This window comes from Halobacteria archaeon AArc-dxtr1, assembly GCA_025517425.1.
GTDB lineage: Archaea > Halobacteriota > Halobacteria > Halobacteriales > Natrialbaceae > Halostagnicola.
The window spans coordinates 240781-253314 of record JAOPJY010000001.1; the positions used below are offsets into that span (position 1 = coordinate 240781).

16 protein-coding genes and 1 tRNA gene are annotated in these 12534 nt (G+C 64.2%); 6 read left to right on the forward strand and 11 right to left on the reverse strand.

Going from position 1 to position 12534, the window contains the following annotated elements; translation table 11 throughout:
• Positions 1-22: 22 nt before the first annotated feature.
• From OB905_01225 to OB905_01235, 3 genes are all read right to left on the reverse strand, one after another.
• A complete protein-coding gene (locus OB905_01225) occupies positions 23-991 on the reverse strand; it encodes a MoxR family ATPase (GenBank protein MCU4924608.1) in 969 nt (322 codons plus the stop codon).
• A 97-nt stretch (positions 992-1088) separates the two neighbouring features.
• Positions 1089-2060, reverse strand: coding sequence for a phosphoadenosine phosphosulfate reductase family protein (locus OB905_01230; GenBank protein ID MCU4924609.1), 972 nt, complete (start codon positions 2058-2060; stop codon positions 1089-1091).
• 184 nt (positions 2061-2244) lie between these two features.
• Entirely contained in the window at positions 2245-3351 is a 1107-nt protein-coding gene (locus OB905_01235) for a hypothetical protein (GenBank protein ID MCU4924610.1), read from the reverse strand.
• A gap of 223 nt (positions 3352-3574) precedes the next feature.
• On the opposite strand from OB905_01235, the gene OB905_01240 reads away from it, so the two are divergent.
• Positions 3575-4786 carry an MFS transporter gene (locus OB905_01240; protein ID MCU4924611.1) on the forward strand — a complete coding sequence of 404 codons (1212 nt, stop codon included), beginning with the start codon at positions 3575-3577 and terminating at the stop codon, positions 4784-4786.
• Positions 4787-4854: 68 nt separating this feature from the next.
• Here OB905_01240 and OB905_01245 read toward each other — a convergent pair whose 3' ends face one another.
• From OB905_01245 to OB905_01280, 8 genes are all read right to left on the reverse strand, one after another.
• Complete coding sequence (locus tag OB905_01245; GenBank protein ID MCU4924612.1) at positions 4855-5625, reverse strand: methyltransferase domain-containing protein; 771 nt, start codon at positions 5623-5625, stop codon at positions 4855-4857.
• A gap of 10 nt (positions 5626-5635) precedes the next feature.
• Positions 5636-6046, reverse strand: a complete 411-nt coding sequence (locus OB905_01250; protein MCU4924613.1) for a carboxymuconolactone decarboxylase family protein — start codon at positions 6044-6046, stop codon at positions 5636-5638.
• 158 nt (positions 6047-6204) lie between these two features.
• Positions 6205-7011 carry a MarR family transcriptional regulator gene (locus tag OB905_01255; protein MCU4924614.1) on the reverse strand — a complete coding sequence of 269 codons (807 nt, stop codon included), beginning with the start codon at positions 7009-7011 and terminating at the stop codon, positions 6205-6207.
• A gap of 129 nt (positions 7012-7140) precedes the next feature.
• Positions 7141-7725 carry a hypothetical protein gene (locus OB905_01260; protein ID MCU4924615.1) on the reverse strand — a complete coding sequence of 195 codons (585 nt, stop codon included), beginning with the start codon at positions 7723-7725 and terminating at the stop codon, positions 7141-7143.
• A 156-nt stretch (positions 7726-7881) separates the two neighbouring features.
• Positions 7882-8226 carry a glutaredoxin gene (locus OB905_01265; GenBank protein MCU4924616.1) on the reverse strand — a complete coding sequence of 115 codons (345 nt, stop codon included), beginning with the start codon at positions 8224-8226 and terminating at the stop codon, positions 7882-7884.
• Positions 8227-8307: 81 nt separating this feature from the next.
• Positions 8308-8775: a YeeE/YedE family protein gene (locus OB905_01270; GenBank protein MCU4924617.1), complete on the reverse strand. Its 468-nt coding sequence runs from the start codon at positions 8773-8775 to the stop codon at positions 8308-8310.
• 88 nt (positions 8776-8863) lie between these two features.
• On the reverse strand, positions 8864-9421 hold the full coding sequence (locus OB905_01275; protein ID MCU4924618.1) for a YeeE/YedE thiosulfate transporter family protein: 558 nt from the start codon (positions 9419-9421) through the stop codon (positions 8864-8866).
• Between the two features lie 73 nt (positions 9422-9494).
• Positions 9495-10292: a succinylglutamate desuccinylase/aspartoacylase family protein gene (locus OB905_01280; protein MCU4924619.1), complete on the reverse strand. Its 798-nt coding sequence runs from the start codon at positions 10290-10292 to the stop codon at positions 9495-9497.
• Between the two features lie 111 nt (positions 10293-10403).
• Here OB905_01280 and OB905_01285 point away from each other — a divergent pair, with 111 nt between their 5' ends.
• From OB905_01285 to OB905_01305, 5 genes are all read left to right on the forward strand, one after another.
• Entirely contained in the window at positions 10404-10889 is a 486-nt protein-coding gene (locus OB905_01285) for a DUF309 domain-containing protein (GenBank protein ID MCU4924620.1), read from the forward strand.
• Positions 10890-10960: 71 nt separating this feature from the next.
• Positions 10961-11043: transfer RNA gene (locus OB905_01290), tRNA-Leu, on the forward strand.
• 284 nt (positions 11044-11327) lie between these two features.
• A complete protein-coding gene (locus OB905_01295) occupies positions 11328-11615 on the forward strand; it encodes a PadR family transcriptional regulator (protein MCU4924621.1) in 288 nt (95 codons plus the stop codon).
• Between the two features lie 150 nt (positions 11616-11765).
• Entirely contained in the window at positions 11766-12068 is a 303-nt protein-coding gene (locus OB905_01300) for a hypothetical protein (protein MCU4924622.1), read from the forward strand.
• Between the two features lie 153 nt (positions 12069-12221).
• Positions 12222-12470, forward strand: coding sequence for a hypothetical protein (locus OB905_01305; protein ID MCU4924623.1), 249 nt, complete (start codon positions 12222-12224; stop codon positions 12468-12470).
• Positions 12471-12534: the final 64 nt, after the last annotated feature.

The following is a 12534-nucleotide window of genomic DNA, read 5'->3' on the forward strand; positions in this document are numbered from 1 at the left end:
TCGCTCGCGTTTCACACAGTCGTTACTGCGTGACGGTCTCGGGGTCCATCGCCGGGACCTCGACGTTGGAGAGCACCGACTCGATCACGGCCCGCCTGGAGACGCCGTCGACGCTCGCCTCGGGCGTCAGGACGAGCCTGTGTGCGAGTGCGGGCGGTGCGATCGCCGCGACGTCGTCGGGGACCACGTAGGTCCGCCCCTCGAGCACCGCGCGGGCGCGGCTGGCCTCGAACAGTCGCTGGACGCCCCGCGGCGAGACGCCGACGTCGACGCGGCCGTCCGTCCGGGTGGCGCGACAGAGCTCGCCGATGTAGTCGCGGACTGGCCCCTCGACGGTGACGTCTTCCGGGGCTCGCTGGAGGGCGAGGACGGTCTCGCGGTCGACGACCGGTTCCACCGTCGGGTCCGGCCGATCGCGGTCGGCTCGGCGATCGATCAGCTCGCGCGTCCCCTCGGGGTCGGGGTAGCCGAGCGAGGTCTTCACCATGAAGCGGTCGCGCTGGGCCTCGGGGAGCTCGAACGTCCCCTCCTGCTCGACGGGGTTTTGCGTCGCGATGACGAGGAACGGGTCCGGAAGCTCGTGGGTCTCGCCGTCGACGGTCACCTGCCCCTCCTCCATCGCCTCGAGCAGGGCGGACTGGGTCTTCGGCGGGGCGCGGTTGATCTCGTCTGCGAGCACGACGTTCGCGAACACCGGGCCGGGCGTGAAGTGGAACTCGCTGGTCTCCTCCTCGAAGACGTACGAGCCGGTGACGTCCGCGGGCATGAGATCGGGCGTAAACTGGATGCGCGAGAAGCCGAGTCCGAGGGTGGTCGCGATCGAGCGGGCGGTGAGGGTCTTTCCGGTGCCGGGGACGTCCTCGAGCAGCACGTGTCCACGGGCGAGTACGCCGACGGCAATCTCCTCCAAGACGGTCCGATCCGCGACGACGGCCGAACGGATTTCGTCGATAACGGCCGCGACCGTCTCCGCGGTGTCGGTAACTGACATGTACTGTAGCTGTCTTAGTGTTGACTTATAGGTGGCGCATAAGCCGCGAAAAATGGTCGAACGAGCCGACGATCCGGTGGTAGTGGTCAGCCGAGTGTTACATGTAGCCGAGGTCGCGCAGGCGCTCCATCAGGTCCTCTTTGTCCTGGGCGCGGCCCGCGCGCTCGGTCGTTCCCTCTAAGTCCTGCAGCCAGGCGGGGTTGTCCTCGGTCTTCTCGGTGCTGATCTCGCTACCCAGCGATCGGAAGCCCTCCCAGTACTTCGGCGAGACGGGGGTCTCGAACGGCTCCAGATCGCCCGGCAGGTCGTCGGCGCTTTCTGGGACGTAGCCGTCGTCGGGGAACTCGTCGACGGTGTCTGGCACCACGAAGTGCCAGAACGCCTCCCAGACTGCGGCCTCGTCGAACTGCAGGATGGGTTGAACACGGTCGTGGGGCGGGAAGAGGTCGGGGTCGTGCCGGGGCGAGAAGAACGTCTCGTCGGCTCGGGCCTCCTGTTCGTCCCAGCGGACGCCGGAGATCACGCCGTCGACGTCGTGTTGCTCTAGGGCGTCGTTTAGCGCCACCGTTTTCAGCAGGTGATTGCCCGCGTAGGTGTCGAGCAGGAAGGGGAAGGTGTCATCCTCGTACTCCAAGATGTTCTCGACGTGGTGTTGGTTGTGCTCGGAGAGATCCTCGACGGGGATGTCGTCGCCGGGTTCGAGACCCTTCTGCTCGACGTACTCGCCGATGTCCTCGTTTCGCGCGTAGATGACCTCGAGATCCCACTCGTCGGCCCAGTGGTCGACGAAGTCGTGGATCTGGTCGAAGTGCTGGTAGTGATCGATGAAGATTGCCGGAGGAACCTCCAGATCGTACCGGTCTGCGACCTCCTTGACGAAGTACAGCACGAGCGTCGAGTCCTTGCCACCGGTCCACATCACGGCGGGATTCTCGTACTGCTCGAGCCCCTGGCGGGTGACCTCGATGGCCTTCTCGATTTTGTCCTGAATGTGTGGATACTCCTCGGGTGTCTGACCATCGCCGTCGTCGTAGTCGACGCCGATGTACTCGGGGAATGTCTGGCTCATCGTCTGTAATTAGATATAATTACCACGGTTAAACGCTTTCCGGGACCGGAAACCTCTGACGGGATGTCGGATCGGCGGCAGCACTGCTGTGTCTTGCGTTTTCATGGGAGTTGGTGACGCACGCTTCGACCGACTCGGGCATCTGTGAACTGCTTGCGTCCGCCGGATGGCTGCTCCGCCAGCGTCATCGTTGCACCGCCACCGTCTCCCGTTGCGCTTCCTCCTCGGGACTGGCGTCGTGCTCCCCGGCCGATGGCTCGTCGGCGAAGGTGAGCGCGACGTGGTGGAGCAGATCTGCCAGGTTCACCATGTCCGCGACGTACTCGTCCCGGCGGCGCTCCCAGCGTTCGTCCGTCGCGTCGTCAGCGAGCAACTCTCGCGAGCGCTCTAACACCGCGTCGAACTCACTCAGGTTACAGATCAGGTCTGCGTCCTCGAGTTCGAGGAAGTTGCCCATATCGTCCTCGCCGACAAACGAGTTCGACCGCACTGCAGGGGTCCCGAGCAGCGCGGCCTCCGTCACCATCGTCTGGGTGTCTGCGACCAGCAGCGACGCCTCCGCGAGCGCGTCGTGCAGCCGCGCGGGGTGGAGATCGAACGACCGTACCGGCAGCTCGTCCATCTCGAGTTCGCCGCCTTCGTCGGAGACGAAGACGGTCGCGTGGTCGGCGAGTTCGGTGAGCAGCTGTCGGCGCTGGGCGACGGAAAATCCCTTCCGGCCGACGTCGTGGTGGCCGTTGAACGCATTTAACCGGACGATCGCGTACTCCTCGTCCGGGCCGACGCCCAAGGCTTCCCGGATGTCGGGGTCTGGCGAGAACACGTCGGGGTGGAGGTATGCAGACTCTTTGAACCCGTTGAAGCGGTACTGCTTTGGACCCAGGTCCGTCCGGAACGCCTCTGGCGTGAAAAACGCCTGTACGAACGGTCGGGAAACGACGTGGTCGAGCGACGTTTCCGAGTCGAGTACGGCGATCGACGGCGCGCCGGTTGCGACGCCCGTCGCCGCCGCGTACGGACCGATCCCGAATATCACGTCCGGGTCGAACCGGCGGGCGCTGCGGCCGATCCGCGCGAGATGCCGGGGGAGTTCCCAGGCCAGCGAGGCCCAGTCACCGCCGCGATGGCCGTAGATCTCGTAGGGTAACTCGTGGTACTCGAGCAGCGCCTCGGTACACTCGTCTTGGCGTGCGAGGACGAGTACGTCGTGGCCCTCCGCTTGAAGCCGCGTTACCGTGTGTTTGAACAGGTGTACGTGCGCCGGCGTGTTCGTAAAGAAGAGACACTTCATCTGGACGCACCTCGTGGGGTCATTTCATCTTGGCACTCGAAGCGAACCCATTTTGTTATGGGAACGGTATCGCCGATCTGCACCGACTCACCCGCCATAGCGGCCGCCTGAGGCGGTCGAGTCGCGAAGAAACGGTTCCCTATCGACCCTCACAGATTGCGGAGAATCTCCCCGGAATACGTAGCTGTATGCTACTCTCCTGTCGACGGTCACTACCGTCTGGATGAACGACAACGATCGCTCTATCCTCTCGATTACGATGGTCGGCCACGGGATGGTCCACGCCTACGAGCTGTCGATCCCGATCTTCGTTACGATCTGGATGTCGGAACTCGGGCTGGATCCGGCGGTCATCGGTGTCGTCGTCGCCGCGGGCTATGCCTGCTACGGCATCGGCGCGCTCCCTGGCGGCATCGCAACCGACGCCTACGGTTCTCGCGGGCCGATGGTCGGCTGCCTGCTCGGGATGGGGATCGCCTTCTTGCTGCTCGGACTCTCGAGTGGGCTCCTGGGAATCACGCTCGCACTGTTGTTGTGGGGAGTTGCAGCGAGCGTCTACCACCCTGCCGGGCTGCGCCTGATCAGCACCGGCGTCACCGAGCGCGGCGCCGGCTTCGCCTGGCACGGCATCGCTGGCAACGCGGGTATCGCGCTCGGACCCCTACTCACTGCGCTGCTGTTGCTCGCGTTCGACTGGCGCCTCGTCGCGGCGCTGATGGCCATCCCCGCGCTCGCGGCCGCGGTCTACACCGCCGCTGTCTCCGTCGACGAGACGGCCGTCGTCGACGAGGCACCCTCGACCGACGGCTCCTCCACGGCCTTCGATTTCCTCCGGGACTCCCGGATCCTCTTCGCCGGCGGCTTTCTCGTCGTCTTCCCGATTGTCGTCCTGGAAGGCTTCTTCTACCGCGGCGTGCTGACCTTCTTGCCGGACGTGCTCGCCGACTACCCCGCCCTCAGCTCGATGACGATCGCCGAGTTGGCCGTCGAACCCGCTCAGTACGTCTACGCCGGCTTTCTCGGCGTCGGGATGGCGGGCCAGTACGTCGGCGGTCAGGTAAGCGATCGCTACGAGCCGGCTCGGGCCCTCGTCGTCGCCTTCCTCGCGCTGGCCCTGCTCAGCGTGTTGTTCGTTCCCGTCGCCTCGGTCGGCCTGCTGGCCTTACTCGCGATCAGCGCGGCGCTCAGCTTCGTCCTCTTCGGGGAACAGCCGCTTTTGCAGGCCGTCGTCGCCAACCACTCCCGATCCGACGTCCGCGGACTCTCCTATGGCTACATGTTCCTCGGTGCGTTCGGCGTCGGGGCGCTGGGTGCCGCGGCCAGCGGCGCCATCTTGGCCTACGCGACCCAGCAGGTGCTGTTTCTCCTGCTGGCGCTCGTGCCGACCGCCGCGGCCGTCGTCTCGGCCTTGCTGGCGGCGCGGAAGAATCGGTAGTTGGTCGAATCGGCACGCCGGAACCGTCGGTCGACGCCGCAACCGGGCCGGGGCGGCCGCGCCCGCCTTCAGTCCTTGCGGGCGCGTACCGAGATGCTCCGCACGCCGTACTTTACGCACGCGTTCTGGGCTCGTTCCGAGATAAACTCGTACTCCGTGTTCTCTTTCATCTCGACGGCGGCGAGGCCGGGCGTCTCGATCACGTCGGCGTAGTCGTCTATCTGCATAGCACCGCCGATGCAGGCCGCCCAGAGATCCGTGTTCTCTTTGATACGGTCGGGAAGTTGCTCGTCGCTGACGATGTCCGAGATCGCCACCCGCCCGCCGGGAACGAGCACCCGCCGCACCTCCTCGAAGACCCGCCCTTTCGCCGCCGAGAGGTTGATCACGCCGTTCGAGATCACGACGTCGAACGACTCGTCTTCGAACGGAAGCTCCTCGACGTACCCCTTCTCGAAGCTAACGGCGTCAATCCCCGCCTCGTCCCGGAGCTGGCGTGCCTTCTCGAGTTGCTCGTCGGTCATGTCGAGGCCCGTTACGCTCCCGCTATCGCCGACGTGGAGCGCAGCGACGAACGCGTCGGTTCCCGAGCCGCTGCCCAGGTCCAGCACACGCTCGCCCGGCTGTAGATCGGCGAGATCGAAGTGATATCCCACGCCGGCAAACGAGTCGAGCGCCGCCTGTGGAACCTGATCGAGGTCCGCCGACGGGTAGCCGAGTCGCTCCGCCAGCGGGCGTCCCATCTCGAAGTGGTACTCCTCGTCAGGTGCCGCGGCGACGTCCCGGTAGACGCGCTTTACCTTCCGTTCGAGTTCGCGCTCGTCGAGTTTCGTAGCCACGATTGATCCCTCAGTCCCCCGCGGCCGCCCCTTTCTGGATGTGGGCGGCGATCTGCTCGACTTCGTCTTTGAAGACGTCGATATCGTAGTCCTGGGCCTGAATGAGGGCGCTGTATCGCGGCGTGTAGCTCGCGAGGAAAGACAGCTCCGAGAGCTCCTCCTCGGTCGCGCCGTGGAGCTGTGCGGCGCCCTTGTGGAAGTGTCTGCAGAACTCACAGCCGATCGCGGCCGCGACCGCGAGACCGACGAGTTCGCGAGTCTTTGGGTCGATCGCGCTCTCTCCGAATAGGAAGCGCTTGAGATTCGGCCACTCGTTGACCAGCGCCTCCTCGGGAAGCGCCTCCATGTAGCCCGGAACCATTCCGAACGTTTCTTCGATGTCTGTCACCGTCTCGCCGTACGAATCGTGGTGGATTGCCATGGTTCTCTCAGCCGGTGACGCGGTCGCCTCCGGTACCGGACGGTACGTGCGTCCGGTGCATGTAGTCATCCAGTGATATTCGGTCGCCCGGTGACGCGCTTGCAGGGGGTGACTGACGGTCGTCGACTGCACGGCTTACCGGAAGGAACCCGGAGCGGTCACTCGACGAGGTCGCCGGAGAGCGGTCGCGACTCGATCCGCCGGGCTCGGTACACCGCCACCGCCCACTCGCGCGCCGCCGGCGCGTCCGTGTCGACGAACACTTTCACCGTTCCGGTGTCGCGGTCGTGCCCGCTGATTCCGATCCGGTCGTCGAAGATGCTGATCCCGTACGATGGCAGGTCGTCGTGGACGCGAACGGAGAGGTTTCCGCTCTCGAGGGCGACGGCGCAGTGATCGGGGTACGTCGAGAGGATGTAGGCGGCGTCGTTGGGCGGATCGATGATCTCGGTGTCCATCCCGTCTAGAATGTGCCGCCGGAGCTCGTCTTTGCACGGCTCGAGCAGTGCCAGATCCGAGCCGACGAACCGGAGGCGCTTGGTTTCCTCGAGCAGCGCCACGAACCGGTTGACCGGCCGGTAGGGTTCCTCGGCCGCCGCGGCCGTCACCGTCGCCTCGGCCACCATCTCGACGGTGAACCCGTCGGCGACCGGCGGGAGCCACCGCCAGATTTCGCGCAGCCGCTGCTCGGTTTCGAAGCGGTCGAGCAACTCCTGCATCCCTGCGGCGACGAACGCACCGAGCGGCGTCGCCTCGTACCGGTCGCCTCGCCGTCGAATCCAGCGGCGCCGCTCGAACTCGCGCAGCGTACGCCCAATCGTCGACGCCGACGCACCGGTCAGCGATCGCAACTCGGCCCGAGTCCGCGGCTGGTCGGCCAGCGCTCCGAGCCCGACGACGCGGTGGTCTGACCGCGCGAGATAGTCGATGTCGCCCAGCGGCGACTCGCTGGTGCTCGATAGCATGGTATACCTACACACACGACCGGTATATTTCTAGCGTGTCCTCACAGCGCCCCGACATCCGACACTAACGACCGACGGGGAATCGTCACTCGGAACGTGCTGCTTTCGACAACCGTCGCTCCGGTCGACTCAGTCGCTGATGAACTTGTTGTCTCGCCAGTTGACGCCGTTCTGGGCTGCCTTCCGGTCACCCGGCCCTTCGACGACCTCGACGTCGGCGGGACGGACCTCTCCGTCGACGATCCGGGTCGCCTCTAACTCCCCGTCGTGCTCGGAGATCGCCGTCAGTGTTCCCTTCTCGGCCACCTGTGCGATGTCTCCGAGGACACGAAACATCTCGTACTGCAACAGCGAGTTCTGGAGGACCGTCTCGCGATCGCCTTTGAACGCGGCGAACTCGACGAGCTCGGATTCGATCTCTTCTTCGTCCTCTTCGTCCCAACTGAATGACTTCTGTCGGCGCTCGTCGGGATCTTCCTCGTACACTCGATTTTCGACCACGCTCGCTTTGAGCTGTGCCGCCGGCGTGTACTTGCTCACCGACTGATCCTCGGCGACGGCTTTGAGGATGAGCGTGTTGTTCCGACGTGTGAGTTCGACGTCGGTCACGCCGTCGGGGTAGCTGGCGGTGTCTAAGTGGTCGCGAAGGTCTTCGAGTGGCAGTTCGAGCGTCGAATGAAGTCGATAAACGCGTCTGGAATCCTCTGTTGACATAGTGGGGGAAGGTGCACCGGAGCGGTGTTAGGTCCATATACGGGTGCGGCCCATATATGACCTGCTGTTGTCTGCGATCGATACGTGGCTGTAGGAATCCCGAATCGGTCGTCCGGTAGCTTTCGACCGCCGGACTGTGACGTGGCTCGCCACTGCTTAGGCCGTTTCGAGCGTCTCGCCGAGTTCGCCGCGCTCGTCGAGTTCCGCGAGCACGTCCGAGCCGCCGACGAACTCGCCGTCGACGAACGTCTGTGGGATCGTCTCCCAGCCGCTGTGTTCCGACAGCGCCGCGCGGTACTCGTCGAGCGACTCGAGGACGTCGACGGTTTCGAACTCGTCGCGGTGCTCGGCGATGAGACCGAGTGCGCGTCGGGAGTACCCACACTGGGGCATGAGTTCGGTTCCCTTCATGAAGAGGACGACCTCGTTGTCCGCAATCGTCTCGGCGACGAACTCGTCGACCTCGTCCTGATCGAGGCCCTGATTCGGTGGGAAGTCCATACCTACCGGTACGAGCGTGTTCGGGATAGGCCTTGCGTCATCGCGACGCGCTCGTCTCTCTTGGCAGGCGCGCTGATCGCCTCAGTCGGCAGCCGCTGTTGCGGTGTCACTACCGGCGCGCTGGCTGCGCCAGAACCCCTGGGCGTAGGCGCCGACGAACATGCCAGCGATGCCATAGAGGATGAAGACGTTGCCGACGCCTAGGCTGGCGTAGGCCGCACCCGGGCAGATTCCCGACAGGCCCCAGCCGACGCCGAAGATGCCGCCGCCGAGGACGACGTTCCGGTCGAGTGCCTTCAGCCGTCGACCGTACGCGGTTCCCGTCAGCGGCGCGTCCGAGCGCAACAGCCCGACGCCGAAAAAGGTGATCCCAGTCACGACTGCCGCGCCGAACATCACGAACATGAGCCCGAAGTCCTCGAGCTGGAGGAAGTTCAGGACGATCTCGGGCTGGGCCATGTGGCTAAAGCCGAGCCCGAACCCGAAGATTAGCCCGCCGGCAAACACCAGCGGGAGGAACAGCGGGTGTTGCTCGTGTTCGGCGCTCATCGCTTCCACCTCCGTCGGTGTTCGCGGCTCGCGGGACACAACGTGCTCCGCTCGCAGTCCCGAGATTCTCGCCCGAGAATCTCGCTCATTACGGACTCACCCCCAGTGCCTGTACGATCTGGGCGACGCCGATCGCGACGAACAGGAAGGTCGCGACGCCAACGAACGACGCACTCGAGGCAGAGCCGACGCCGCAGACGCCGTGACCCGAGGTACAACCCTTGCCGACTCGAGTCCCGATGCCGATCAGGATGCCCCCGAGGAAGAGCCGCCAGGGCTGGACCTCGGTCAACCAGAGCGTGACGCCGCCGACCTCCCGTAGCTCGCCGGTCGTCGCGGGCTGGTGGAGGCCACTCGAAAGCAGCCCGGACTGGAAGGTCAGCGCGTAGACGGCCGCACCGGCGACGATTCCGAGCGTGAACACGACCCGCCAGTCGCGGGAGGCGTGGTACTGCTCGAACCGGGAGAGTTCGGAGACGTACGAGAGCGTCGATTCGAGGAACGTGCTCGCGCCGGCGGCGATCCCAGTACCGAGGTAGACCACTGCGACGCCGAGACCGACCAACAGCCCGCCAATCGCGTAGTGGGCAATCCCGTTGGGGAACGGATCGGCGAGGATTGCCGGTGAGAGTCCGACTTCGATCATTAGCTCACACTACGCATCCCAGCGTATGAATCCTCCACCAGCGGGGAAATTTGTCCGTATCTCGGTCCGGTTGTCAGTCGGCTTCTGTTGGAGGAGAGAGTACGTCGAGCTTCTCGGCTGCGTAGCCGAAGACGTCCCGGTAGCCGTTCGGTGACATGAGAACAGGGTAAAAGGCCTCCTCGGCCACCTGCTTCTCGCCGTCGGCGGCCGCAAATGGGGCGCCCGCCTCGACGCGCTCGAAGTTCTCGACGAACACCTCGTAGGTCTCGGCCTGCTGCTTTCTGATACAGTCGACGAGTCGGTAGACGGGCAACTCTCGGTAGATCGCATCGCCAGGAAGCGCGCCAACTGCGGTCAGAAACGCCCTGGCGAGGCTGTAGGCGTTCTCCGCGGCCGTCTCCGTTCCCTGGAGACCGCACTCGACTTCGATCGTGTCGACTTTGGTGAACAGGCGCCCCTCGCTGAACGCGCCGGTCTCGACGAGCGCGGCGATCGGCAGCTGTGGGCAGATCTCCCGGGCGTGGTCGGTAACTCCGTTGACGATCGCGAAGGGCTCGGCGTGGCTCTGCGTGGAGTGAATCGAGAACGTCAGACAGTCCTTGAGTTCCTGTGTGAGTTCGTAGGCGAGACGACCCTCGTGAGTTTTGGCCTCCGGATCGCCGGGGAAGGCCCGATTCAGATCCTCGTCGACGAACCGTACCTGCCGCTCTAGGGCGTGCTCGTTCGCAACGACGAGCTTGACCGGTCGATCGACCGCCGGCCGTTGATCCAGCAGCCGTTCGATAGCGCGAACGCCGCCGGGTTCGTCGCCGTGGACGCCCGCGAGCACCGCAAATTCCGGTTCGCCAGAACCGAGCTGTGCGACTCTCATTGCCAACTGTAGGTCCGTGGGCCTGAAATGCGATTCGGTCTGCTGTGTGACTCGGTGGCGAGATACGCATCCGCCGATGGAGCTACAGGACCACAGCCCGAATCAAATCCCGTGAGCGACCACACTCGGGACGAGAGCGTGGCGCCGCCGCGGGCCGGCACTCCGACGGGCTGGGAGCCCGCGGCCGAGCGCTGGACTCACGACACGCTCCGCCAGGCGACCGTCCACGGCGTCCGGCTGTACAACGACGGGGCCTACCACGAAGCCCACGACTGCTTCGAGGCGGAGTGGTACAACTACGGCCGCGGTACTTCCGAAAGCGCCTTTCTTCACGGAATGGTCCAGGTTGCTGCCGGCGCGTACAAACACGCGGATTTCGACGACGCCGACGGGATGCGATCGCTGTTTCGGACCGCAGAGCGGTACCTCTCTGGGCTGCCTCGGGACTTCTACGGCGTCGACCTTCGGGACGTCAAACGGACGCTCCGGACGGCTCGCGAGGAGCCGACGATTCTTCGCGAGTGGGAGATCACGCTCGACGACGACCAGCCGAGGGCGCGGCCGGTAGACTACGATTACGCGGCCGAACTCGAGTGAGACACAGGGGTCGGGGAACGGCGGCAAAATCGCAGAGTATTCAAATAGGACCTCCCTACTCGACCTTGCGTGCGAGGGTAGCCAAGCGGCCAACGGCGGCGGACTCAAGATCCGCTCTCGTAGGAGTTCGTGGGTTCGATTCCCTCCCCTCGCATTGCAGCGAGGCGCACTGACGCGCCGAGCGAAAATGCACGGAGGGATCGAATCAGGGAGCAGTTCACTGCGACCGTGGTTCGATTCCCTCCCCTCGCACTGACAATCAGTGCGGCAAGAGCAATCTTGCCCTCGCAACACTTCCGACCAGCTCTCGATCAGACAGCGACTGCTGGCGAAATCGAGACGCAGCCGGCACCCACGTAAGCTGTAGCATCCTGTTACTCGCATGCATGCGCCTGCAACAGACGACTAACAATGGTACCCGTTCCCGTGAAGCGGGATATGAGCCTATTCGACCTCACCGGGTTCCAGCGCGATCTGCTCGTCGTCATCGCGGGGCTGGACCACCCGTCGGGCCAGACGATCAAAGAGCGTATCGAAGACGATGCGTCGATGGAGATCAATCACGGGCGTCTCTATCCCAATCTCGACGCACTCGTCAACCAGGAGTTCGTCGAAAAAGGAGAACTCGACCGCCGGACGAACTACTACGAACTCGCCGAAAAGGGAGAACGGGCGCTTTCCGAACGTCAGGAGTGGGAGCGATCGTATCTCGAAGACGCTCTCTGAGCCTCCACCCGTCACGTACGGCCTCGCTATCGTGTCCCAGTCCGTCGGTGAGCGTCGATTCTCGGAACGGTCACGTTTTGCTGTATGTTCACTAGAGGTACCAATTCACCGACAAGAAAGCTTATACCGGGCTACTCTGGTTATCGAGGCATGGCTCAGCAGTCCACAGACGAACCCTTGCACAACTTGATAACGATCGTCGGCCGCGGCGTCCCCTCAAACTTCGAGATCGCCGTCGACGGTCGCATCGAAATGGTTGCCGACGACCCTGCTGCCGAGGCGACGATCGTTTCGCGCGGTGTCGCCGAAGGAACGATCGACGTCGGCGTCCAGCGGTTTCGCTTCTCGGGTGAGATGGCCAACGTCCACCTCGTCGACTGGAACGGGACTCCGGCACCGGAGTCTCCTTCGACCCCACACGTCCACGTCGATTACGGTGTCTCCGATCTGTGAGGCCGAACGCCGTCGTTTCAGGCTCCCCTCCACAGAGCCGGAGGCAAGTGGCACCCAACACCACATGTGCCGTGCGACCAAGGACCACGAGATATTACTATTGACTATTCTAACTTCGAAAATTATTAGTTGGGGAGTGTTGCGGTACGAACAATGACACAGACGGTCGCAGCTGATGGCGACGGCGTCCACGAACAGATTATTACCGCCGTCGCGGCTATCGAACAGGTTGATCCGATTGATCTCCCGCCGTTGTTCGACGCGATCGATCCCGATGCACTCGAGGCGCTGTTCGCGTCGACCGGAATCGGTGGCGACCGCATTGGGACCATCGAGTTCCCGTATGCCGGCCACACTGTCTCCGTGGTGTTCGAGGATTCGGTCGTCGTTACGGTTGATTGACTGTCGACGTGTCTGCTCTCCCCGTCTGTCGGGTTCTGTGAGAAATCGGAAACGGTAAGCGCCC

Coding starts and splice junctions, on each gene's coding strand:
- OB905_01225 (MCU4924608.1), bottom strand. CDS start 991: ATGTCAGTTACCGACACCGCGGAGACGGTCGCGGCCGTTATCGACGAA.
- OB905_01230 (MCU4924609.1), bottom strand. CDS start 2,060: ATGAGCCAGACATTCCCCGAGTACATCGGCGTCGACTACGACGACGGC.
- OB905_01235 (MCU4924610.1), bottom strand. CDS start 3,351: ATGAAGTGTCTCTTCTTTACGAACACGCCGGCGCACGTACACCTGTTC.
- OB905_01240 (MCU4924611.1), top strand. CDS start 3,575: ATGAACGACAACGATCGCTCTATCCTCTCGATTACGATGGTCGGCCAC.
- OB905_01250 (MCU4924613.1), bottom strand. CDS start 6,046: ATGGCAATCCACCACGATTCGTACGGCGAGACGGTGACAGACATCGAA.
- OB905_01255 (MCU4924614.1), bottom strand. CDS start 7,011: ATGCTATCGAGCACCAGCGAGTCGCCGCTGGGCGACATCGACTATCTC.
- OB905_01260 (MCU4924615.1), bottom strand. CDS start 7,725: ATGTCAACAGAGGATTCCAGACGCGTTTATCGACTTCATTCGACGCTC.
- OB905_01265 (MCU4924616.1), bottom strand. CDS start 8,226: ATGGACTTCCCACCGAATCAGGGCCTCGATCAGGACGAGGTCGACGAG.
- OB905_01270 (MCU4924617.1), bottom strand. CDS start 8,775: ATGAGCGCCGAACACGAGCAACACCCGCTGTTCCTCCCGCTGGTGTTT.
- OB905_01275 (MCU4924618.1), bottom strand. CDS start 9,421: ATGATCGAAGTCGGACTCTCACCGGCAATCCTCGCCGATCCGTTCCCC.
- OB905_01280 (MCU4924619.1), bottom strand. CDS start 10,292: ATGAGAGTCGCACAGCTCGGTTCTGGCGAACCGGAATTTGCGGTGCTC.
- OB905_01295 (MCU4924621.1), top strand. CDS start 11,328: ATGAGCCTATTCGACCTCACCGGGTTCCAGCGCGATCTGCTCGTCGTC.
- OB905_01300 (MCU4924622.1), top strand. CDS start 11,766: ATGGCTCAGCAGTCCACAGACGAACCCTTGCACAACTTGATAACGATC.
- OB905_01305 (MCU4924623.1), top strand. CDS start 12,222: ATGACACAGACGGTCGCAGCTGATGGCGACGGCGTCCACGAACAGATT.